Origin of the sequence: Streptomyces sp. B6B3 (assembly GCF_039871525.1) — a bacterium.
GTDB lineage: Bacteria > Actinomycetota > Actinomycetes > Streptomycetales > Streptomycetaceae > Streptomyces.
In genome coordinates this window covers 244590-265364 of sequence record NZ_JBDPLU010000011.1, presented here as the reverse complement: position 1 = coordinate 265364, position 20775 = coordinate 244590, and the positions used below count along the sequence as shown (strand labels likewise).

The following is a 20775-nucleotide window of genomic DNA, read 5'->3' as shown; positions in this document are numbered from 1 at the left end:
TTGGGTTTGTGCCGGTGGTCATGGCGGGAGGGAAACGCCCGGTTACATTCCGAACCCGGAAGCTAAGCCTCCCAGCGCCGATGGTACTGCATGGGGGACCGTGTGGGAGAGTAGGTCACCGCCGGACAATTCGTTGCAGAGAAATGGGCCCTGACGAGGAGTGATCCTCGTCAGGGCCCATTTCGCATGAGCTAACGTGGCCCCCATGAGCGGTACGTCATGGTTGATGTGGGACGACGCGATGACCGGATACGACTTCGGCGCCGGTCATCCGATGGATCCGGTGCGGCTCCGGCTCACCCGCGAGCTGGTCGCCGCGTTCGGGCTCGACCGGCGGATCGAGGTGACCGCCGCGGAACCGGCCGACACCGCAACCCTGCTGCGCGTCCACCACCCCGACTACGTCGAGGCCGTGCGCCAGGCCTCCCAACAGCCCGCCGGCGCCGACCAGGCGCGCGGCCTCGGGACCCCCGACACCCCCGCCTTCGCCGGCATGCACGAGGTGTCCGCGCTCATCGCCGGACAGTCCGTCGCCGCCGCCGCGGCCATCTGGCGCGGCACCATCCGGCACGGCGTCAACTTCGCCGGCGGCCTCCACCACGCCATGCCGGGCGCCGCATCCGGCTTCTGCGTCTACAACGACGCCTCGCTCGCCATCGCCACCCTGCTGGAACTCGGCGCGGAACGCGTCGCCTACCTCGACCTCGACGTGCACCACGGCGACGGCGTCCAGGCCGCGTTCTGGGACGACCCCCGGGTCCTCACCATCTCCCTCCACGAACACCCCCGCACCCTCTTCCCCGGCACCGGATGGCCCGAGGAGACCGGCGGCCCCGGCGCCGCCACCGGCCGCGCCGTCAACGTCGCGCTCCCCGCCGGCACCGGAGACGCAGCCTGGCTTCGAGCCCTGCACTCCGTCGTCCCCGACCTGCTCGCCGACTTCCGTCCCCAGGTCCTGGTCACCCAACACGGCGCCGACACCCACTTCGAGGACCCCCTCGCCCACCTCGCGCTCAGCGTGGACGCCCAGCGCGCCGCCGCCGTCAGCTGCCACGACTGGGCACACCAACACGCCGACGGCCGCTGGTTGGCGCTCGGCGGAGGCGGATACGCCGTCGTCGAGGTCGTCCCCCGCACCTGGACCCACCTCGTCGCCATCGCCGCCCACGCCCCCATCGCACCCGCGACACCCGTACCAGAGGAGTTCGGCGGGTCCGTCTACGCGCTGACCCGCCGACCCGCCCCGGCCCGCATGACAGACGGGAGCACGCCAGAATGGCAGGATTGGGTCGCTGGCTACGATCCGGCAGACGCCGTCGACCAGGCCATCCTGGCCACCCGACGGGCCGTCTACCCTGCCCACGGGCTGTTTCCCTGAGCCCCAGGGCCCCCCGGGCCACCCGTGCCCCCCTGCCCTCCTACGTCACCTGCTCCGCCCCCGACATGGCGCCGCTCCGCCCCGGCTCCCCCCACGGTGGTGCCGATCTATCGACATAACGACCCGATTTCCTCTACGCATCCGCGGCGCCCAGGAACCAGAACGAGACACCTGCGCGCGGCCCGCCCGAGCCGTTTCACCGTTCGCTTACGGACGTTCACCTTGTCTGCGGGCCGGGTCACTTGACGCCCCGTCGGGCTCGTGTGCCGGTTCGCCTGCGGTGACGCGGAATGCTCGCTTCGGGGCCGCGGTACAGCTTTGCGACCCAGGTCAAATGGGTATGCAGACGGAGCGCATACCAATGCGGGTGACTCCCGCGGTGTCCGTCGAGCCGCCGGCGAGGAAGTTCCGGAGGCGGGACCCGCCCGCCGCGGCCGTGCGGACGCTCGGTGAGCGAGAGGGCACGTGGCGCAAACGCGGTATGTGCTCAAACGGGGATCTCTGTCACGCTAAATGGCCGGTTGTAGTAAAAGACCGGTTGAGGCACCTCTTCCCCACTCGCATCACCCGCCCCTAATCTGGGGAGGAGCGCACATGCGAGAGGGAGTCACCGGAGGGGAAGCCGGTGTCCGACATGTGCGGAAGGTCAGGTGTGGCATGGCAGCTGGTGAAAGGCTTCTGAGCGAGGCCAAGTTCCTGACCGTGGCGGAGGTCGCCGCGGTGATGCGAGTGTCCAAGATGACCGTGTACCGCTTGGTGCACGCAGGCCATCTGCCCGCGATCCGGGTCGGAAGGTCGTTCCGGGTTCCGGAACAGGCGGTCCACGAGTACCTCCGAGAGTCCTTCGTGGGAGTGGAGAGCGCGTAGCCGGCCCGGCGTTGGATCGAAGCCCTCGGGGACCCCTCGATTAACCGGTATCACTCGGTGAACGGTAGGCTGACCGCATGTAGGTCGTGTGGGCTCGGACGCCCCGCACCGAGTGATCGAAGTGAGCGAGGGTAGTCGTGGGCTCTGTCATCAAGAAGCGGCGTAAGCGGATGGCGAAGAAGAAGCACCGCAAGCTGCTGAAGCGCACGCGCGTCCAGCGCCGTAACAAGAAGTGAGCGAGCGGCGTTGAGCGGCCCTCCCGTCCGCACGACGGGAGGGCCGACGCAACGGACAGTCGTGGGCAAGATCGTCCTCGTCACCGGTGCCGCCCGTCAACTCAACGGGCGGTTCGCCCGGCACCTCCGGCGGGACCCGGGGGTGGACCGGGTCATCGCCGTGGACAGCGCTGAGCCGATCCATCCGCTCGGTGACGCCGAGTTCGTGCGTGCCGACGTGCGTCGGCCGGCCATCGCCACCGTCCTCGCCGAGCATGCGGTGGACACCGTGGTGCACCTCGACATCCAGGACGCTCCCGCGTCCGCGGCGGGCGGCGGGCGGGCGGCGGTCAAGGAAGTCAACGTGCTCGGCACGCTGCAACTCCTGGGCGCCTGCCAGCGGATTCCCTCGTTGCGCCGGATCATCGTGAAGTCCAGCACCCGCATCTACGGGGGTGGCGGCGCCGATCCGGCGGTCTTCGACGAGGACGCGCCGCCGGCCCTGCCCGCGGGCGGAGGCTTCGCGCGGGACGTCGCCGAGATCGAGGAGTACGTGCGCGGCTTCGCCCGGCGCCGTCCGGACGTGGCGGTCACCGTGCTGCGCTTCGCCGACGTCCTCGGGCCGCTCGGCGAGTCCCAGCTCGCGGGCTACTTCCGGCTGCCGGTGCTGCCCACCCTCCTCGGCTACGACCCGCGGCTGCAGTTCGTGCACGAGGACGACGTGCTCGACGTGCTGTCCCGGGCCGTCGTCGACCCCGACCGGCCGGGCGGGCTGACCGCCGGGACCTTCAACGTGGCGGGCGACGGCGTGCTGATGCTGTCCCAGGCCGCGCGGCGGATCGGCCGGGTCACCCTGCCGCTCCTGCCGCCGCTGGCGCCCTGGGTCGGCTCCGGGCTGCGCGCGTTCGGCGTGGCCGGGATATCCGCCGAGCAGTTCCGCTCACTGGTGCGCGGCCGGGTGGTGCGGACCGACCGGTTGCGCGAGGCGATGGGCGGCCCGCTCGAGTACACCACGGCGGAGGCGTTCGCCGACTTCGCCGCCACCCACGGCCCTCCGGTGCGGCCGCAGGCCGCCGTCGCGCGGGCCGTCGAGCGGATCGAGGAGGTGCTGCGCGATGGGTGACGCGAAGGTCATCCCGTTCGACCCGCACGGCAACGGCCACGGCGGGCGTAGGGCACCGGGCTCGGGCGCGGTGCCCGGGCAGCGCGGCGGCGCGAGCGGCGGACCGGCGGGCGAGCCCACCGACCCCGAGGGACCGCGGGCCGAGTCGGCCGAGCAGACGGAGCAGGCCGAGCAGACGGGATCCGGCGGGTTCGACCAGGCGCTGGCGCGCGCGGCCGACTTCGTGCGACGCCGGCTGACCGGCGAGTACGAGGTGGACGACTTCGGATACGACCCGGAGCTCACCGACGAGGTGTTGCTGGCGCTGCTGCGCCCGATATACGAGCGGTACTTCCGGGTCGAGGTCCGCGGTCTGGAGCACGTGCCCGACAGCGGCGGCGCGCTGATCGTCGCGAACCATTCGGGCACGCTGCCCTGGGACGGGCTGATGCTCCAGGTCGCCGTCCGCGACCAGCACCCCGCCGACCGGCACCTGCGGCTGCTCGCGGCCGACCTGGTGTTCCGGCTCCCGGTGATCAGCGAGCTCGCCAGGAAGGCGGGCCACACCCTGGCCTGCGGCGAGGACGCCCTGGAGCTGCTGAAGCGCGGGGAGCTGGTCGGGGTCATGCCGGAGGGCTTCAAGGGCATCGGCAAGCCCTTCTCCGAGCGGTACAAGCTGCAGCGCTTCGGCCGCGGCGGCTTCGTGGCGACGGCGCTGCGGGCCCGGGTGCCGATCGTGCCGTGCTCGATCGTGGGCGCCGAGGAGATCCACCCCATGATCGGCAACTCCAGGACGTTGGCCCGCCTCTTGGGGCTGCCGTACTTCCCGCTGACGCCCACCTTCCCCTGGCTGGGTGCGCTGGGCGCGGTGCCGCTGCCGACGAAGTGGACCATCCAGTTCGGCGAGCCGATCGACACCGGGGACCAGCCGCCGGAGGCGGCCGAGGATCCGATGCTGATGTTCCAGCTCACCGACCAGGTGCGCGAGACGATCCAGCACACGCTCTACGAGCTGCTGGTGTCCCGACGCTCGGTGTTCTTCTAGGACGCTTCAGCCAGCGGCCCGGCCCAGGTCTGGACCGGGCCGGGCCGGGAACTCACTGTCCTTCGCCCTGGACGTCGAGGCCGAGGCCGGGGAGCAGGTCCTCGACCAGCGGAGGGATGGTCACCTCGGGTTCGGTGAGCCCGCCGGAGGAGGGGCTCGTCTCCTCCGCGCTGGGGCTGCTCCCCGCCTCGCCCGTGCCCGACTCGGGATCGAGCAGCCCCGAGCCCTCCAGCAGGCCCTCGCTCTCTCCCGTCGGCTCCGGGCTCGCGGTGCTGCCGCTCGACCCGGTGCTGGCCGGCGCCGAACTGGGCTCGGCGGACGGCGTCGGCGTCGCCCCAGCGTCCCGGCTGGCCGACTCCTCGTGCGAAGGAGCCTCGTCCGACGTGCTGGCGGTGGTCTCCGGCTCCGTCGGCAGCAGCGGCTGGATCGGCGCGATCTCCTCGTCTATGGCGTCGAAGACCCCGCTGACATCGGCGCTGATATCCCGCAGCTCCGGTGGCAGCTGCTGGCGCAACTGTGCCCAGGTGCCCCGATGGTCCTCGGTGAAGTCGGAGAGCGACCGCATCGGGTCGAGCGAGCCCTCCGCCTCGTATGCCTGGGAGAGCAGTCGGTGGGCCTCGGCGGCGTCGTCCCGCATGCTCGTCAGGGCGTGGCGCACCTCGTCGAGCTGCTCCTGGTCGAGCGTGCCGGCCCGGCCGCGCTCCATCAGGCGCAGCGCCTCGTGCAACCGGGTGGCGGCATGGTCCAGATACACCCGGCCGCGGTCCACGTCCCCGCTGGCGAAGTCCAGCTGGAGATCCTCCATGCCGCGCTTCAGGCCGTAGAGCGTGTCGCCCGGCAGCGCGTCGGAGCTGGCGGCGGCCACCCCGCCGAGCGCGCCGGCGGCGACGCCCATGGTCAGCCCGCCCGCCGCGAGGCCCTTGGTCAGCCGGGTCCTGGGCCGCAGCCGGGCCAGCACGCCGACCGGCGCCGCGCGGTGCGCGCCGCGGCCGGAACCGCGGCGCCGCTGCTCCGGCACCACGTCGGTGGCGGGGCAGGGAGCGGTCTCGACCTCGGCGAGCAGTCTGGCCCGCTGCGCCGCTCTGGTCTCGGCGCTCAGCGACGGCCTGGGCAGGGCCGTCAGCTGGTGCACCACGGCCAGCAGGGCGTCCTGCTCGGGTGCGTCTCCTGGCCCCTCGCGCCGGGCCCCCGAGGCGTCGCCCGCCTCCTCGTCGCCGAGCCGTGACTCATCGAGCGGTGACTCGTCGAGGACCTGGGCGAAGGCGTTGGCCCGCCGGTTGGCCGGAACAGATCCGATCACGGGCGGCACCTCCTCTCGTCAGCACGATCGACTCCCTACAACGACGGATGGTTTCGAGACCCCACTCAAACTCACCCGGACGGGTGAGTTGTGCGCGGCGGGGCTCGGTCGTGGAGAGCCTGCGAACCGGACAACGAGCGGGCGGGCACTCGGGTTACGGCTGGCAGATAATGTGACTGATTGCCGTCGAGCCCTCACGGGATGTTCCCAACCGGGCTCGTGCGCATGGCTACGGCACCGGTCCCGTCATCGCGCGTCGTCGGGCAGCAGGCGCGCCAGGGTGCGCACCGCCCGGTACTGGAGGGTCTTGATGGCGCCCTCGTTCTTCCCCATGACCCGCGCGGTCTCGGCGACCGAGAGGCCCTGCAGGAAGCGCAGGGTGACGCACTCCTGCTGCTGTGGGTTCAGCTTGCGCACCGCCTCCAGCAGGGCCGAGTTCGCCAGCGACTCGAGCACCGACTCCTCGGGGCTGCGCTCCACCTCGTTGGCGTCGAGCATCTCGCCGGTGGTGACCTCCAGGCGGAAGCGGCTCGACTTGAAGTGGTCGGCCACCAGGTTCCTGGCGATGGTGACCAGCCAGGCGCCGAAGTCCCGGCCCTGCCAGGTGAAGGTGCCGATGCGGCGCAGGGCACGGAGGAACGTCTCGCTGGTGAGGTCCTCGGCGGTGGCCCGTCCGCCGACGCGGTAGTAGATGTAGCGGTAGACCGTGTCCGAGTAGTGGTCGTAGAGGCAGCCGAAGGCCTCCGTCTCACCACTCTGCGCCCGCTCGACGAGGTCCATCATCCGGCGGCTGTCGCTTCCGGCGGCGGACCGTGGGGTGGAGGCGCCGGCGGCGCCCCCGGTCCCCTGAGGGCCTGGGTGATGCCCCCAGGACGCGGTGCGTCTGCCCACGGCGGCAGTGCTGTCGGCCAGCGCGTAGGCGGGGCCTGGCGGAACGGGTGTGGCGAGGGTAGGCGTGGCGTACGCGGTGGGGACGAGGGCGCGCAACCGGTCGACGACCGTGGTGCGCAGCGTAGCCAGGCCCGAGGCGTCAACCCCGACGTGTGGGTACACGGGACTCCCAGAGGCAGAGCTTCCAGCACGTGCAGTGCGGGTCCGCCTCCCGTCACCTGGATGGGGACGCGTGGGGACCGGTTCGCGTCTGAGGAGAATAACGCTTCGTACTGGCGGTGCTACGCCTAGTTGCGGAAATCGCCGATTCGGTTTGTTTCGTTACGGGTTGTGTCCGACGCGCCAGACTTACGCCACCGTCAAACTGATCGCCCAATGATCAGATTTGCTCATCTGAAGTGGGAATTTGATCGACCGGTCGATCGATGGAAGGCAACCCGGCGCCGGCGTGTTGCGGCGCGCCCACGGTGGGGTAAGAGAGGTGAATCGCCCGCCCGACCGGCCCTCGCTGGGCGTGTCGGGCCTTGCGAACGCGGCCCGGCGGATGCTCAGCGGCGGCGGCGCTGCAGCGCGAGCGCGGCCGCGGCTCCGCCCACCAGGGCCCCGGCGCCGGCCGCCGCCGGCACGCCGACCCGGGCGGCCTTGCGCCCGGTGCGGTAGTCCCGCAGCCGCCAGCCCTGCCGCCGCGCGTGGGCGCGGAGCCGGCTGTCGGGATTGATCGCGTACGGGTACCCGACGAGCGAGAGCATCGGGATGTCGTTGGCCGAATCGCTGTAGGCGGCGCACCGGGACAGGTCGAGGTCCTCGGACTCGGCCAGCGCCCGGACGGCCACCGCCTTCGCCTCCCCGTGCAGGATCTCGCCGACCAGCCGGCCGGTGTAGACGCCTTCCACGGACTCCGTGACCGTGCCGAGGGCGCCGGTCAGGCCCAGCCGCCTGGCGATGATGGTGGCGGTCTCCACGGGCGCGGCGGTCACCAGCCAGACCCGCTGGCCGGCGTCCAGATGGGCCTGGGCCAGCGCACGGGTGCCGGACCAGATCCGGTCCGCCAGGTACTCGTCGTAGATCTCCTCGCCCATGATGGTCAGCTCGGCGACCCGGTGCCCGCGGATGATGGACAGCGCGCTGTCCTGCACGTCCCGCATGTGCCCCGCGTGCTCGGCGCCGGCCAGCCGGAAGTACGCCTGCTGCCAGGCGAACCTCAGCAACTCCCGCTTGCGGAAGAACTTCCGCTTGTACAGGCCGCGCCCGAAGTGGAAGAGCGCCGCCCCCTGCATCACGGTGTTGTCCAGGTCGAAGAACGCCGCCGCGCGGGCGTCGCCGACGGTGGGGAACTCCGGTTCCGCGGCGCGCAGTGCCGCCTCGGCCGACGCCTGTCCGGCCAGCTCGCTCCGGTCTCTGGCGACGCGCCGGCGCAGCGACATCCGGGCCAGGCGGGAGGGCGTCTCTTCTGCACGCGCGGCGGAACTCGTCGCGCCGTTCTGCTCGGGGACACCGGGGCTGTCCATGGTGTGAGGATAACCAGCCCGTCGCCAAGCACCGGTTGCGCGGGAATGTCACAGGGATGGCCGTGCGCGGCACAATGGGCGCCATGAGTCTCCTCGCGCGCCGCTCCCGCCCCAGGAACCCGGCCGAGCGGCTGGTCACGCTCGTCGGTCGTCCCGGCTGCCACCTGTGCGACGACGCCAGAGCGGTCGTCGCCGAGGTGTGCGGGGAACTGGGCACGCCCTGGGAGGAGAAGGACATCACCCAGGACGCCGAGTTGCACCGACGGTACTGGGAGCAGATACCGGTCGTGTTGGTGGACGGGGCGCAGCACGACTTCTGGCGCGTGGACCCGGGACGGTTGCGCCGGGCATTGGGAGCTTGACCCGGTTTGGACTAGGATTCGAGGTCGTTTTTCCGCGCGGGTATATATACGTGAGGAGCGTTGCCGGGTGCAGCCGCTGGCGTATGTGGCACCGGTCACTTTGGCCGGACAAAGCGGACACCATCTTTGTGCACGCGTTCACAAAGGCATAGCCTGGGCCCGACGGAGTGGTCCCGGTGCACGCTTCAGGCCCCTCGGGCCTGCGAGGTGCCCCCAGACGCCGAACCTGGCGCCCGACCGCTCTCCGTATGGCCCGACCGGCAGGAGCACTGTGGCAACTGGCCGAAACCACCGACCGGCGACCCGTAGCCGAGGGATTCCCGAGGCGACGGTCGCTCGGCTCCCGCTGTATCTGCGCGCCCTCACCGCGCTTTCCGAGCGCTCGGTCCCCACGGTGTCCTCCGAGGAACTGGCCAGCGCGGCCGGGGTCAACTCGGCGAAGCTGCGGAAGGATTTCTCCTACCTCGGCAGCTACGGCACACGCGGTGTCGGCTACGACGTCGAATACCTCGTCTACCAGATCTCCCGGGAGTTGGGTCTCACCCAGGACTGGCCGGTGGTCATCGTCGGAATCGGTAACCTCGGCGCGGCGTTGGCCAACTACGGCGGCTTCGCCTCGCGCGGCTTCCGGGTCGCGGCGCTGATCGACGCCGACCCGACGATGACCGGCAAGCAGGTCGCCGGCATCGCCGTGCAGCACGTCGACGACCTGGAGGCGATCATCGAGACGGGCGGGGTTTCCATCGGCGTCATCACCACCCCGGGCGGGGCGGCCCAGCAGGTGTGCGACCGGCTGGTGGCCGCCGGGATCACCTCCATCCTGAACTTCGCGCCGACCGTGCTGTCCGTCCCCGAGGGGGTGGACGTGCGCAAGGTCGACCTCTCCATCGAGCTGCAGATCCTCGCCTTCCACGAACAGCGCAAGGCCGCCGAGGACCTCTCCCGCGGCGTGCGTCGCGGCGCACGCGGCGCGGCCCGTGGTACGGGCGCCCCGCGTGCGGAGCGCGCGCCCCGGGCCACCCGCGCCACGGCGGTGTCCCGGGTGGCGGAGCCGGGCGTCGAGCCCGCCCCGCCGGCGTCGGCGACCACGGCCACCACCGGCACCGGCACGTCGACCAAGGCGGCCGTGAAACGCGGCGGCGGGCGCGGCGAGCACGAGGGACCCGACGGGGAGATTCCGGCGGTGATGCCGGCATGACCCTGCTGGTAGTCGGCGTCAGCCACCGCAGCGCCCCGGTCAGTCTGCTGGAGCGCGCGGCGCTCGCCCCGGACACCCGGGTGGCGCTGCTGCGCGATCTGGTGGGCCGCGAGTCCGTGCTGTCGGCGGCCGTACTGTCCACCTGCAACCGCATCGAGATCTACGCCGACGTGGACGGCTTCCACGCCGGCCTGGCGGAGCTGTCCGCGCTGCTGTCCCGGCACAGCACGGTGCGCCGCGAGGAGCTCGCCCCCTACCTGTACGCGCACTGCGAGGACCGGGCGGTGCAGCACCTGTTCTCGGTGGCCTGCGGCCTGGACTCGATGGTGGTCGGCGAGGGGCAGATCCTCGGTCAGATCAAGGGCGCGCTGGCGGTCGCCCAGGACGAGCGGACCGCGGGACCGCTGCTGAACGAGCTGTTCCAGCGGGCGCTGCGGGTCGGTAAGCGGGCGCACAGCGAGACGGACATCGACCGGGCGGGGCAGTCGCTGGTCACCTTCGGCCTGCGGCAGCTGGTCGGCGAGACCGCCGGCACCGCGGACGTGCTGCGGTCGTGGCTGAAGGGCCGGCGCGCGCTGGTGATCGGTGCCGGCTCGATGTCCGCGCTGGCCGCCACCACCCTGGCCAGGGCGGGCGTGGCCGAACTGGTGATCGCGAACCGGACGCTGGAGCGTGCCGAGCGGCTCGCCACCAGCCTGGACTCCGACACCGGGCCACGGGCCCGCGCCGTCCCCATCAACGCCATCTCCATCGCCGCCGAGCTCGCGCTCGCCGATCTCGTCATCTCCTGCACCGGCGCCTCGGGCCTGGTGCTGACCGCCGACGCGGTCGCCCACGCGACGCGCCTGCCGCGCGGCGCGAACCGCCTGCCGGCGACCGGCGCGAACCGCCTGCCGGCGACCGGCGCGGACCGCCTGCCGGCGCCGGAGCCCGGCGCCGCCGCGTTCGCCGAGACGCCCGCCGCCCCGGCGAGCGAGATCGCATCCGCGGGTCCGACGGGCCTCGTGCCGCGGGCCGGGCGCGTCGGTACCGCCGGCGCGTCGGTGCCGACGGACCGCGAGGGCCTGGCCGCGGGGCCCGGTCAGGCCGACGCGAACCGGTCGCACGCGTCCGCCGCCCGGCAAGCGGGGCCGCTGGCGATCCTGGACCTGGCGATGCCCAGGGACGTGGACGCCGAGGTGCACCGGCTGCCGGGAGTGCGGCTGGTGGACATCGAGTCGCTCGCCGAGGCGTCGGCGGACGCGCCCATGGCGGCCGACGTGGACGCCGTCCGGCAGATCGTCGCCGACGAGGTGGCCGCGTTCGAGGCGGAGCGGCAGGCCGCGCAGATCACCCCCACCGTGGTGGCGCTGCGCTCCATGGCCGCCGACGTGGTGGCCAGCGAGCTGGCCAGGCTGCACGGCCGGCTGCCGGGTCTGGACGACCGGCAGCGCGCCGAGATCACCCGCACCGTGCGGCGGGTCGTCGACAAGTTGCTGCACGCGCCGACCGTGCGGGTCAAGGAGCTCGCCGGCGAGCCCGGCGGCGCCGACTACGCGGCCGCGCTGCGGGAGCTGTTCGCGCTGGACGCGCAGCGCGGCGCGCGCGAGCTGCGCGAGCACACCGCGGGCGTCACCGGCGCCCCGCAGGAACAGGAGCGCTCATGAACGCCCCCCGGCCCCTGCGGCTCGGCACCCGGCGCAGCCAGCTCGCCCTGGCGCAGTCGGGCGGCGTCGCCGAGCGGGTCAGAAAGCTGACGGGCCAGCCCGTCGAACTGGTGGAGATCACCACCTACGGCGACGTGTCCCGCGAGTCGCTGGCCAGCATCGGCGGCACCGGGGTCTTCGTCTCCGCGCTGCGCGACGCGCTGCTGCGCGACGAGATCGACTTCGCGGTGCACTCGCTCAAGGACCTGCCGACCGCGCAGCCCACCGAGCTGGCGTTGGCCGCCGTGCCCCCGCGCGCCGACCCGCGGGACGCGCTGGTCGCCCGCGACGGGCTGACGTTCGAGGGGCTGGCCGTGGCCGGCCGCGGCCGGGCCCGTGTCGGCACCGGTTCGCCGCGCCGGATGGCGCAGCTCAACGCCTGGGCCAGGGCGCTGGGGTGCCAGATCGACGCGGTCCCGATCCGGGGCAACGTCGACACCCGCATCGGGTACGTGCGCTCCGGCGAACTGGACGCGGTGGTGCTGGCCACCGCGGGCCTGCACCGCATCGGCCGGGAGGCGGAGATCACCGAACGCCTGCCGCCCGACCTCGTCCTGCCCGCCCCCGGCCAGGGGGCGTTGGCGGTGGAGTGCGCCGCGGTACACGCGGACCTCGCCGCCCGGCTCGCCGAGCTCGACGATCCGCACACCCGGGTCGCCGTGACCGCCGAGCGAACCCTGCTCAACGCCCTGGAGGCCGGGTGCAGCGCTCCTGTCGGAGCGTTCGCCGACCTGCTGGACGTCGGGCAGGGTGTCACCGAAATGCGCCTGCGGGGCGTCGTCGGCACCACCGACGGCTCCACGCTGGTGCAGCTGTCCACCACCGGCACCGTACCGGCGTCCGTCGACGAGGCGGTGGCCCAAGCCGAACGGCTGGGTCGCGAACTCGCCGACGAGATGCTCGCCAAGGGCGCGGCCGGTCTGATGGGGGAGCGAGCACAGTGAGCCCCACCACCGCACGAACGACGCGCGCGCCGCGCGCCCAGCCATCTCCCTCCCCCGCCGTCCACGGTCACGTCACCTTCCTCGGGGCCGGGCCCGGCGATCCGGGACTGCTGACCCTGCGCGCCGTCGAGGCCCTGTCCCGCGCCGAGGTGCTGGTCGCGGACCACGACGCGTACGAGGTCGTGCGCGCGCATCTGCAACCGGGCGCCGAGACCCCGTTGCAGGGCCGGGTCCAGGCGGACCAGGACGCCGGCACCGACACTGAGGCCGTCGCGGAGACCGGCGGCCAGCCGGGGCACGCCGAGGCGGCCACCGGGGAGGCCGACCCCACGACGGACACCGACACCCCCACCGATACCCCCACCGATACCGACACGCGGACCACCGCCCCCCAGCTCACCGACGTCACCGGTACCGCAGCCAGCGACGCAGCAGATCTTGTCATGCGGGCCGCGCGCAGCGGCAAGCGGGTCGTGCGTGCGGTCGCCGGCGACCCGGGCATGGACACCGACGCCACCGCCGACATGCTGGCCCTGGCCGCCGAGGGCATCACCTTCGAGGTGGTGCCCGGCATCGCCACGGCGCTCGGCGTCGCCGCGTACGCCGGGGTGCCGCTGCGCGACCCGGAGGGCGGCGACGTCCGGTTCGTCGACGCCGGCACCGCGGACGACCGGTGTTGGACCGAGGTCGGCGCCAGCGACGCCACCGTGGTGGTCAGCGCCACCCTGGAGACGGTCGCGCTCGCCGCGACCCGGCTGATCGGGGCCGGCCGCAAGCCGGACACCCCGCTGTCGGTCACGGTGGCCGGCACCACCACCCGGCAGCGCACCTGGACCGCGACGCTCGGCACCGTCGAGCGGACCCTGAAGGCCGCGAAGGTGCTGCCGCCGGCCGAGGGCGGCCGGCCGGTGATAGCGGTCGTCGGCGAGCGCAGCGCGCCGGCGCAGCGGGAGCGGCTCGCGTGGTTCGAGTCCAAGCCGCTGTTCGGCTGGAAGGTGCTGGTGCCGCGCACCAAGGAGCAGGCCGCGTCGCTCTCCGAGCAGCTGCGGTCCTACGGCGCGGTGCCCAGCGAGGTGCCGACCATCGCGGTCGAGCCGCCGCGCACCCCGCAGCAGATGGACCGGGCGGTCAAGGGCCTGGTCACCGGCAGGTACGAGTGGGTCGCCTTCACCTCGGTGAACGCGGTCCGGGCGATCCGCGAGAAGTTCGAGGAGTACGGCCTGGACGCCCGCGCGTTCGCCGGCATCAAGGTGGCCGCGGTGGGCGAGCAGACCGCGGGCGCGCTGTTGGACTTCGGCGTCCGCCCCGACCTGGTGCCGAGCGGCGAGCAGTCGGCCGCCGGGCTGCTGGAGGACTGGCCGCCGTACGATCCGGTCTTCGACCCGATCGACCGGGTGTTCCTGCCGCGCGCCGACATCGCCACCGAGACGCTGGTGGCCGGGCTCGTCGAGCTGGGCTGGGAGGTGGACGACGTGACCGCGTACCGCACGGTGCGCGCGTCGCCGCCGCCGGCCTCGACCCGGGAGGCGATCAAGGGCGGCGGTTTCGACGCGGTGCTCTTCACGTCCTCCTCCACCGTGCGGAACCTCGTCGGCATCGCCGGCAAGCCGCACCAGGTGACCGTGATCGCCTGTATCGGTCCGGCCACGGCGAAGACCGCCGAGGAGCACGGGCTGCGGGTGGACGTGCTGGCCCCCGAGCCGTCCGTGCACCGGCTGGCCGAGGCGCTGGCCGAGTACGGGGCGCGGCGCCGGGACTCGGCCCTGGAGGCTGGTGAGGCGCTCAAGCGGCCGAGCGAGAAGCGATCCCAGCGCAGGAGGGCGCGCACGTCGTGAACGACGCCAACGCCGGGTTCCCCGGTGCTTTTCCGACCGTCCGGCCGCGCCGGTTGCGCACGACTCCGGCGATGCGCCGGATGGTCGCCGAGCACCGGCTGCACCCGGCGGACCTGATCCTGCCCGCGTTCGTGCGCGAGGGCATCGACCAGCCGGTGCCCATCGGGTCGATGCCCGGCGTGGTGCAGCACAGCAGGGACTCGTTGCGGAAGGCGGCGGCCGAGGCGGCGGCGGCCGGGGTCGCCGGCATCATGCTCTTCGGGGTGCCGGAGGAGGCGAAGAAGGACGCGGTCGGCTCCCCTGGCACCGATCCGGACGGCATCCTCCAGCAGGCGCTGCGGGACGTCCGCGCCGAGGTGGGCGACGACCTCGTGGTGATGTCCGACCTGTGCCTGGACGAGGTCGTCGACCACGGGCACTGCGGCGTGCTGGACGCGGCGGGCCGGGTGGACAACGACGCGACGCTGGCCCGTTACGCCGAGATGGCCGTGGTGCAGGCCGAGGCCGGCGCCCACGTGCTCGGCCCGAGCGGGATGATGGACGGCCAGGTCGGGTACGTGCGCCGGGCGCTGGACGCGGCCGGGCACCGGGACGTGGCGCTGCTCGCCTACACCGCCAAGTACGCCTCGGCGTTCTACGGCCCGTTCCGCGAGGCGGTCAACTCCTCGCTCAAGGGCGACCGGAAGACGTACCAGCAGGACCCGGCCAACGGGCGGGAGGCGCTGCGCGAGCTGGAGCTCGACCTCGCCGAGGGCGCCGACATGGTGATGGTCAAGCCGGGACTGCCGTACCTGGACGTGCTGTGCCGGGTCGCCGACGCGGTCACCGTGCCGGTGGCGGCGTACCAGATCTCCGGCGAGTACGCGATGGTCGAGGCCGCCGCGGAGCGCGGCTGGCTGGACCGGGACCGGACGATCGACGAGACGCTGACGGCGTTCAAGAGGGCCGGCGCCGACATGATCCTGACCTACTGGGCGACCGAGGTCGCGCAGCGGTACGGCAGAGCCTGAGAGCAGGGGGAGACACAGATGAGTTCGCCTGTCGCCGTCGTGACGGGAGCCAGTAGCGGCATCGGGGCGGCCACCGCGCGGTGGCTCGCCGGCGCCGGCTACCGGGTGCTGCTGGCCGCCCGCCGGGCCGACCGGATCGAGGCGCTGGCCGAGGAGCTGACACGGGCCGGCCAGGAGGCCGAGGCGCACGTCCTGGACGTCACCGACCGGGCCGCCGTGGACGCCTTCGCCGCCGGCCTCGACCGCTGCGACGCGCTCGTCAACAACGCCGGCGGCGCGCTCGGCCTGGAGACCGTCGCGGACGCCGATCCGGCCAACTGGCGGACGATGTACGAGGTCAACGTCGTGGGCGTGCTGAACGTGACGCAGGCGCTGCTGCCGGCCCTGGTCGACTCGGGCGCCGGCACCGTGGTCGTCGTCTCGTCCACCGCCGGGCACGCCACCTACGAGGGCGGCGGCGGGTACGTCGCGGCCAAGCACGGCGCGCACGTGCTCGCGGAGACGCTGCGCCTGGAACTGCTGGGCCAGCCCGTGCGGGTCATCGAGATCGCGCCCGGCATGGTGCACACCGAGGAGTTCTCGCTGACCCGCTTCGGGGGCGACGCGGAGCGCGCGGCCAAGGTGTACGAGGGCGTTCCCGATCCGCTGACCGCCGACGACGTGGCGGAGACCATCACCTGGGCGATCACCCGCCCGCCGCACGTCAACGTGGACCTGCTGGTGGTGCGTCCGCGCGCCCAGGCGTCCAACACCAGGGTGTACCGCACCAGCTGAGGGCGGCCTGCCGGCGGTCTGCCGGCGGTCTGACGCCGGACGAACGAGGGCCCGCCCCGGGCCGCGGAGTGCCGCGGTCCGGGGCGGGCGCGTTGTGTCGTTCGGCCGTTCGGCCGTTCGGTCGTGCCGTCCTGGTCGGTCAGCCGACGTGCAGCAGCGAACCGGTCGTCGAGCCTCCGGGGTTGCTGACCGTGTTCGGCAGCGCCGCGGCCTGGAGGGCGGCGAGCACCTCCGACGGGGTCGCCGTCGGGTCGGTGGCCAGGTAGAGGGCGCCGGCCCCCGCCACGTGCGGGGCCGCCATGGACGTTCCCGAGATCGTGTTGCTGGCGGTGTCGCTGGTGTTCCACGCCGAGGCGATGCTGCTGCCCGGGGCGTAGAGGTCCACCAGCGAGCCGATGTTGGTGAAGCTGGACCGGGAGTCGGTGCTGGTGCTGGACGCCACGGTGATCGCCTCGGGGACCCGGGCGGGGGAGTAGCGGCTGGCGTTGGCGCCGTAGTTGTTGCCGGCCGCGACGGCGTAGGCGACGCCGGAGGCGATGGACTCGCTGACCGCCGCGTCGAGCACGCTGTCCGCGCCGCCGCCCAGGCTCATGTTGGCGATCGCGGGCCCGTCGGCGTTCGCGGTCACCCAGTCGATGCCGGCCACCACGGTCTCGGTGGTGCCGTAGCCCGTGTCGTCCAGCACCTTCACCGAGACGATGTCGGCGCTCTTGGCGACGCCGTAGGTGGCGCCCGCGGCCGTGCCGGCCACGTGCGTGCCGTGGCCGTAGCCGTCGCTGCCGTCGCCGCCGAAGGCGTCGAACCCGAACGAGGCCCGGCCCTCGAAGTCGACGTGGCCGTAGCGGATCCCGGTGTCCAGGACGTAGATCGTGACGCCCTCGCCGGCCTGGTCGGGGTAGGTGTAGGAGTCGTCGAGCGGCAGGCTCGGCTGGTCGATGCGGTCGAGGCCCCAGGAGGGCGGGTCGTTCTGGGTCTCGGCCACGCGCACCACCTGGTTCTGCACCACCTCGCGGACGGCGGGGTCGGCGGCCAGGGCCAGTGCTTCCTCCTCACTGGCCTCGACGGCGTAGCCGTTGAGCGCGTGGTGGTAGGTGCTGGTGATCTCCGCGTCGTAGGACTCGGCCAGGGTCTCGGCCCGGGCGGACCCGGCGCGGAGCGCGGAGTCCTCGAGGATCACGAGGTAGCTGTCGTCGACCGTGCCGGGCGCGCCGGCGTTGGCTATCAGGTCGGTGACGTCGTGGTGGTCGGTCCCGCCGGCTTCGGCGGTCGCGGGCAGGAAGAGGCTGATGCCGAGGGTCAGTGCCGCGGCGGTGGCCGCGGCCCTGGCCCGCGTGGAACGCATCGCTGCCATGGAGGGGTCCTCCTCATGGGTGGTGCACCGATGTGGGGTCGCGCAGTTCCTTGAGGTGGTGCCTGAGGTGGTGCCTGAAGACACAGAGCAGAGATGATCCGGACATGACATTCCGGCCGGCGCACGTGCCGACCGGTGCCCGACGGATGACGAACCGTCGATGCGTCATCATTCGCTCACCTGAGCGGCTCGGCAAGGGCACGTGGGGAAGGAGATCGGCCCGTCACGAGAACGTCATGTGCCCTTCGTGCAGGCACAGCTGCACGAAAGTAAGCGAAACAGACCGATGCCCGCCGGCGGTTGACCACCGGCGGGCACTCGTGGCGTCAGAGCCGCTCGGGCGTGTGGATGCCGAGCAGCGACATGCCGAGGCGCAGCGTCCGGGCCGTCAGCTCGCACAGGAAGAGGCGGTTCGCCACCGTGGCCGGGTCCTCGGCGGCCAGCACCGGGCAGTTCTCGTAGAACGCGGAGTACTGCGTGGCCAGGGTGTAGAGGTACCCGGCGAGCTTGTGCGGCTCGTACGTCTCGGCGACCGCGTCCAGCGTCTCGGCGAAGGAGTCCAGGTGCAGGCCCAGCGCCCGCTCCGCCGGGGCCAGCGGCAGCTCCGGATGCGCCGACGCCCGCGCCGTGTCCCCGGCCCGCCGCAGGATGGACTGGATCCGGGCGTACGCGTACTGCAGGTAGACGCTGGTGTCGCCGCTGAGCGAGACCATCCGGTCCAGGTCGAAGACGTAGTCCCGGGAGCGGGAGGTGGACAGGTCGGCGTACTTCACCGCGCCGATGCCGACCTGCTCGGCCCGCTCGGCGACCTCCGCCGCGCTCAGCCGGTCGTCCCGGTCCTTCTCCCGCACCACCTCGGCGGCCCGCTCCACCGCCTCGTCCAGCAGACTGGCGAGCCGCACCACCTCGCCCGACCGGGTCTTGAACGGCCGGCCGTCCTTGCCGAGCACGGTGCCGAACGGCAGGTGGTGCGCCACCCCTTCGGGCAACCAGCCGGCCCGCCCGGCCGTCTCGAACACCATCCTGAAGTGCAGCGCCTGCCGCGCGTCCACCACGTACAGCATGGTCTCCGCGCCCAGGGTGCCGACCCGCTGCCGGACCGCGGCCAGGTCGGTCGCCGCGTATCCGAAGCCGCCGTCGGCCTTCCGCACGATCAGCGGTACCTGCTCGCCGTCCGCGCCGCGCACGTCGTCGAAGAACACGCACAGCGCGCCCGCCGAGCGGACCGCGACCCCGGAGGACTCCAGCTCCTCGGCGAGCGTGGCCAGGTCGTCGTTGTACGCGCTCTCGCCGACCAGGTCGTCGTCGGTCAGCAGCACGTCCATCCGCCGGTAGATCGCGTTGAAGTAGATCTTCGACTCGTCGACGATCCGCTGCCACAGCGCCAGGGTCTCGGGGTCGCCGCTCTGCAGCTCCACCACCCGCGCCCTGGCCCGCTCCTTGAACTCCGGGTCGGCGTCGAAGACCTGCCGGGAGGCCCGGTAGAGGTGGTTCAGCCGGGACATCGCGGCGTCGCCGCCCTCGCCGCCCTCGTGGTCCAGCTCGTGCGGGTGCTCCAGCAGGTACTGGATGAGCATGCCGAACTGGGTGCCCCAGTCGCCCACGTGGTTCCGCCGGATGACGTGCTCGCCCCGGAACCCCAGGATGCGGGCCAGCGCGTCGCCGATCACCGTGGACCGCAGGTGGCCGACGTGCATCTCCTTGGCGACGTTCGGCTGCGAGTACTCGACGATCATGGTCCTCGGGTGCTCCACCAGCGGCACGCCGAGCCGCTCGTCCGCGGCCCGCGCGGCCAGCGTGCTGATGATGGCCCGGTCGGTCAGCGTGATGTTGAGGAAGCCGGGGCCCGAGACCTCGATCTCCTCGATCACGTCGCCGTTGTTCACCCGCTCCACCACCTGGCCGGCGAGCTCCCGCGGATTGCCCTTGAGCCGCTTGGCCAGCGCCAGCATCCCGTTGGCCTGGAGGTCGGCCCGGTCGCTGGGTCGCAGCAGCGGGTCCGCGTCGGCGGCCTCGGGCCGGGCGGCGGCCAGGGCGTCGGCGAGGCGCTGGTGGACTGCGGTGGTCAGCGAGGAAACCGGGCTCATGCGGGCAGTATCCCACGCGACTCTGACGGCCCCGCAGGGCTTTTCCGCCCGCCCGAGGCCCGCGGTCCGTCGGCAGGCCGGTGTCGGACCCCGCGGCTAACGTGTGCCACATGTCGGATCCCGGGCCGCTGCGCGACGGTCACCCCGAGGAGGCCGGTCTCGACCCGGCCGAGGTGGCGCGGCTGCTGCCCACCGCGTCCGCGTTCCTGCCGGGCGGCACGCAGCCCTGCGCGTACGCCGGCTTCGTGCTGCTCGTCGCGCGGCACGGCGTCGTCGTCGAGTACGCCGCCGGCGGCGACGCCGTGCGCTGGGGCGAGCGCGACGGGTCGGTGGTGGAGCTGCCGCCGGCGGACCGCGTGCCCGTGACGCCCGACACCGTCTTCGACCTGGCCTCGCTCACCAAGCCCTACACGGCCCTGGTGCTGACGCGGCTGGCCGAGCTCGGTCAGCTGGACCTCGACGCGCCCGTCCGCCGCTATCTCGGCGGCTTCCCCGACCACCCGGGATTCACGGTGCGTTCGCTGCTGACCCACTCCAGCGGCCTGCCGGCGGACCTCGACCTCGCCCCGTTCCCCGACGACGCGGGGCGGCTCGCGGCGATAGCCGGCCAGCCGCTCGCCTCGCCCGGCAGCTACGAGTACTCCGATCTCGGCATGATCGTGGCCGGCGCGGTCGCGGAGCGGGCCACCGGCGCCCGGCTGCACGAGCTGCTCGCCGCGCTCGTCACCGGGCCGCTGGGTCTCACCGACACCGGATTCCGCCCGCCGCCCGAGCTGCGGCCCCGGATCGCGGCCACCGAGCACCAGCCGTGGACCGGCCGCGGCGTCGTGCACGGCACGGTGCACGACGAGAAGGCGCACTATCTGGGCGGCGTCTCCGGTCACGCCGGCCTCTTCGGCACCGCCAGGGAGGTCGCCGTGCTGGGTCAACTGATGCTGAACGGCGGCGCGTACGGGGGCGTGCGGGTGCTCGGCGAGGAGTGGACGCGCGCGATGCTCACCGACCACGGCGCCGGCCGCGGCCTCGGCTGGCAGCTGAACGAGCGGGACCAGATGGGCGCGCTCGCCTCGTCGACCGCGTTCGGGCACGGCGGCTTCACCGGCACCCGGCTGCTGGCCGACACCCGCACCGGCGTGCTGCTGGTGCTGCTGGCCAACCGGGTGCACCCCAGCCGGGACCGAGCCGCCGCCGGCCCGGAGCGGCACGCGGCGACCCGCGCGGTC

At 73.0% G+C, this 20775-nt stretch carries 16 protein-coding genes, 1 rRNA gene and 2 pseudogenes; 14 read left to right on the top strand and 5 right to left on the bottom strand.

The genetic code is table 11. From position 1 onward, the window contains the following. Nucleotides 1-10: 10 nt before the first annotated feature. The 6 genes from rrf (at nucleotide 11) to ABGB06_RS23400 (ending at nucleotide 4607) form a co-directional block, all read left to right on the top strand. A 5S ribosomal RNA gene (gene rrf / locus ABGB06_RS23425) occupies nucleotides 11-127 on the top strand. Nucleotides 128-205: 78 nt separating this feature from the next. Beyond that, on the top strand, nucleotides 206-1378 hold the full coding sequence (locus ABGB06_RS23420; protein ID WP_347592511.1) for an acetoin utilization protein AcuC: 1173 nt from the start codon (nucleotides 206-208) through the stop codon (nucleotides 1376-1378). Nucleotides 1379-2035: 657 nt separating this feature from the next. Further along, entirely contained in the window at nucleotides 2036-2245 is a 210-nt protein-coding gene (locus ABGB06_RS23415; RefSeq protein ID WP_019431885.1) for a helix-turn-helix domain-containing protein, read from the top strand. Between the two features lie 137 nt (nucleotides 2246-2382). Next, nucleotides 2383-2481 carry an AURKAIP1/COX24 domain-containing protein gene (locus ABGB06_RS23410; protein WP_003948845.1) on the top strand — a complete coding sequence of 33 codons (99 nt, stop codon included), beginning with the start codon at nucleotides 2383-2385 and terminating at the stop codon, nucleotides 2479-2481. A 61-nt stretch (nucleotides 2482-2542) separates the two neighbouring features. Beyond that, nucleotides 2543-3583, top strand: coding sequence for an NAD-dependent epimerase/dehydratase family protein (locus ABGB06_RS23405; RefSeq protein WP_347592509.1), 1041 nt, complete (start codon nucleotides 2543-2545; stop codon nucleotides 3581-3583). Next, the gene (locus ABGB06_RS23400; protein ID WP_347592507.1) at nucleotides 3576-4607 is read left to right on the top strand and encodes a lysophospholipid acyltransferase family protein; all 1032 of its coding nucleotides are present in this window, start codon (nucleotides 3576-3578) and stop codon (nucleotides 4605-4607) included. Before ABGB06_RS23405 ends, ABGB06_RS23400 begins: the two co-directional genes overlap by 8 nt. Before the next feature lie 52 nt (nucleotides 4608-4659). Here ABGB06_RS23400 and ABGB06_RS23395 read toward each other — a convergent pair whose 3' ends face one another. From ABGB06_RS23395 to ABGB06_RS23385, 3 genes are all read right to left on the bottom strand, one after another. After that, nucleotides 4660-5907, bottom strand: coding sequence for a DUF5667 domain-containing protein (locus ABGB06_RS23395; RefSeq protein ID WP_347592505.1), 1248 nt, complete (start codon nucleotides 5905-5907; stop codon nucleotides 4660-4662). 246 nt (nucleotides 5908-6153) lie between these two features. Further along, complete coding sequence (locus ABGB06_RS23390; RefSeq protein ID WP_347592503.1) at nucleotides 6154-6960, bottom strand: ECF subfamily RNA polymerase sigma factor, BldN family; 807 nt, start codon at nucleotides 6958-6960, stop codon at nucleotides 6154-6156. 386 nt (nucleotides 6961-7346) lie between these two features. After that, entirely contained in the window at nucleotides 7347-8222 is an 876-nt protein-coding gene (locus ABGB06_RS23385) for an HAD-IB family hydrolase (RefSeq protein ID WP_347592545.1), read from the bottom strand. A gap of 158 nt (nucleotides 8223-8380) precedes the next feature. Between ABGB06_RS23385 and ABGB06_RS23380 the strand changes: the two genes are divergently transcribed. From ABGB06_RS23380 to ABGB06_RS23350, 7 genes are all read left to right on the top strand, one after another. Continuing rightward, nucleotides 8381-8668 (top strand): glutaredoxin family protein, encoded by a 288-nt coding sequence (locus ABGB06_RS23380; protein ID WP_347592543.1) that lies wholly within the window; start codon nucleotides 8381-8383, stop codon nucleotides 8666-8668. 271 nt (nucleotides 8669-8939) lie between these two features. Beyond that, a complete protein-coding gene (locus tag ABGB06_RS23375) occupies nucleotides 8940-9866 on the top strand; it encodes a redox-sensing transcriptional repressor Rex (RefSeq protein ID WP_347592501.1) in 927 nt (308 codons plus the stop codon). Beyond that, on the top strand, nucleotides 9863-11512 hold the full coding sequence (locus ABGB06_RS23370) for a glutamyl-tRNA reductase (protein ID WP_347592499.1): 1650 nt from the start codon (nucleotides 9863-9865) through the stop codon (nucleotides 11510-11512). Before ABGB06_RS23375 ends, ABGB06_RS23370 begins: the two co-directional genes overlap by 4 nt. After that, nucleotides 11509-12495 (top strand): hydroxymethylbilane synthase, encoded by a 987-nt coding sequence (gene hemC / locus ABGB06_RS23365; RefSeq protein WP_347592497.1) that lies wholly within the window; start codon nucleotides 11509-11511, stop codon nucleotides 12493-12495. The genes ABGB06_RS23370 and hemC overlap by 4 nt, the downstream gene beginning before the upstream one ends. Continuing rightward, nucleotides 12492-14330, top strand: coding sequence for a uroporphyrinogen-III synthase (locus ABGB06_RS23360; RefSeq protein WP_347592495.1), 1839 nt, complete (start codon nucleotides 12492-12494; stop codon nucleotides 14328-14330). The genes hemC and ABGB06_RS23360 overlap by 4 nt, the downstream gene beginning before the upstream one ends. Next, the gene (gene hemB, locus ABGB06_RS23355; protein ID WP_347592493.1) at nucleotides 14327-15340 is read left to right on the top strand and encodes a porphobilinogen synthase; all 1014 of its coding nucleotides are present in this window, start codon (nucleotides 14327-14329) and stop codon (nucleotides 15338-15340) included. Before ABGB06_RS23360 ends, hemB begins: the two co-directional genes overlap by 4 nt. An 18-nt stretch (nucleotides 15341-15358) precedes the next feature. Next, on the top strand, nucleotides 15359-16114 hold the full coding sequence (locus ABGB06_RS23350; RefSeq protein WP_347592491.1) for an SDR family oxidoreductase: 756 nt from the start codon (nucleotides 15359-15361) through the stop codon (nucleotides 16112-16114). A 142-nt stretch (nucleotides 16115-16256) separates the two neighbouring features. On the opposite strand, the pseudogene ABGB06_RS23345 reads toward ABGB06_RS23350, so the two are convergent. Then, a pseudogene (locus ABGB06_RS23345) lies at nucleotides 16257-17465 on the bottom strand (S8 family peptidase); the annotation flags it as partial. 326 nt (nucleotides 17466-17791) lie between these two features. After that, the gene (gene argS, locus ABGB06_RS23340) at nucleotides 17792-19552 is read right to left on the bottom strand and encodes an arginine--tRNA ligase (RefSeq protein WP_347592489.1); all 1761 of its coding nucleotides are present in this window, start codon (nucleotides 19550-19552) and stop codon (nucleotides 17792-17794) included. Nucleotides 19553-19662: 110 nt separating this feature from the next. On the opposite strand from argS, the pseudogene ABGB06_RS23335 reads away from it, so the two are divergent. Next, a pseudogene (locus ABGB06_RS23335) lies at nucleotides 19663-20697 on the top strand (serine hydrolase); the annotation flags it as partial. Nucleotides 20698-20775: the final 78 nt, after the last annotated feature.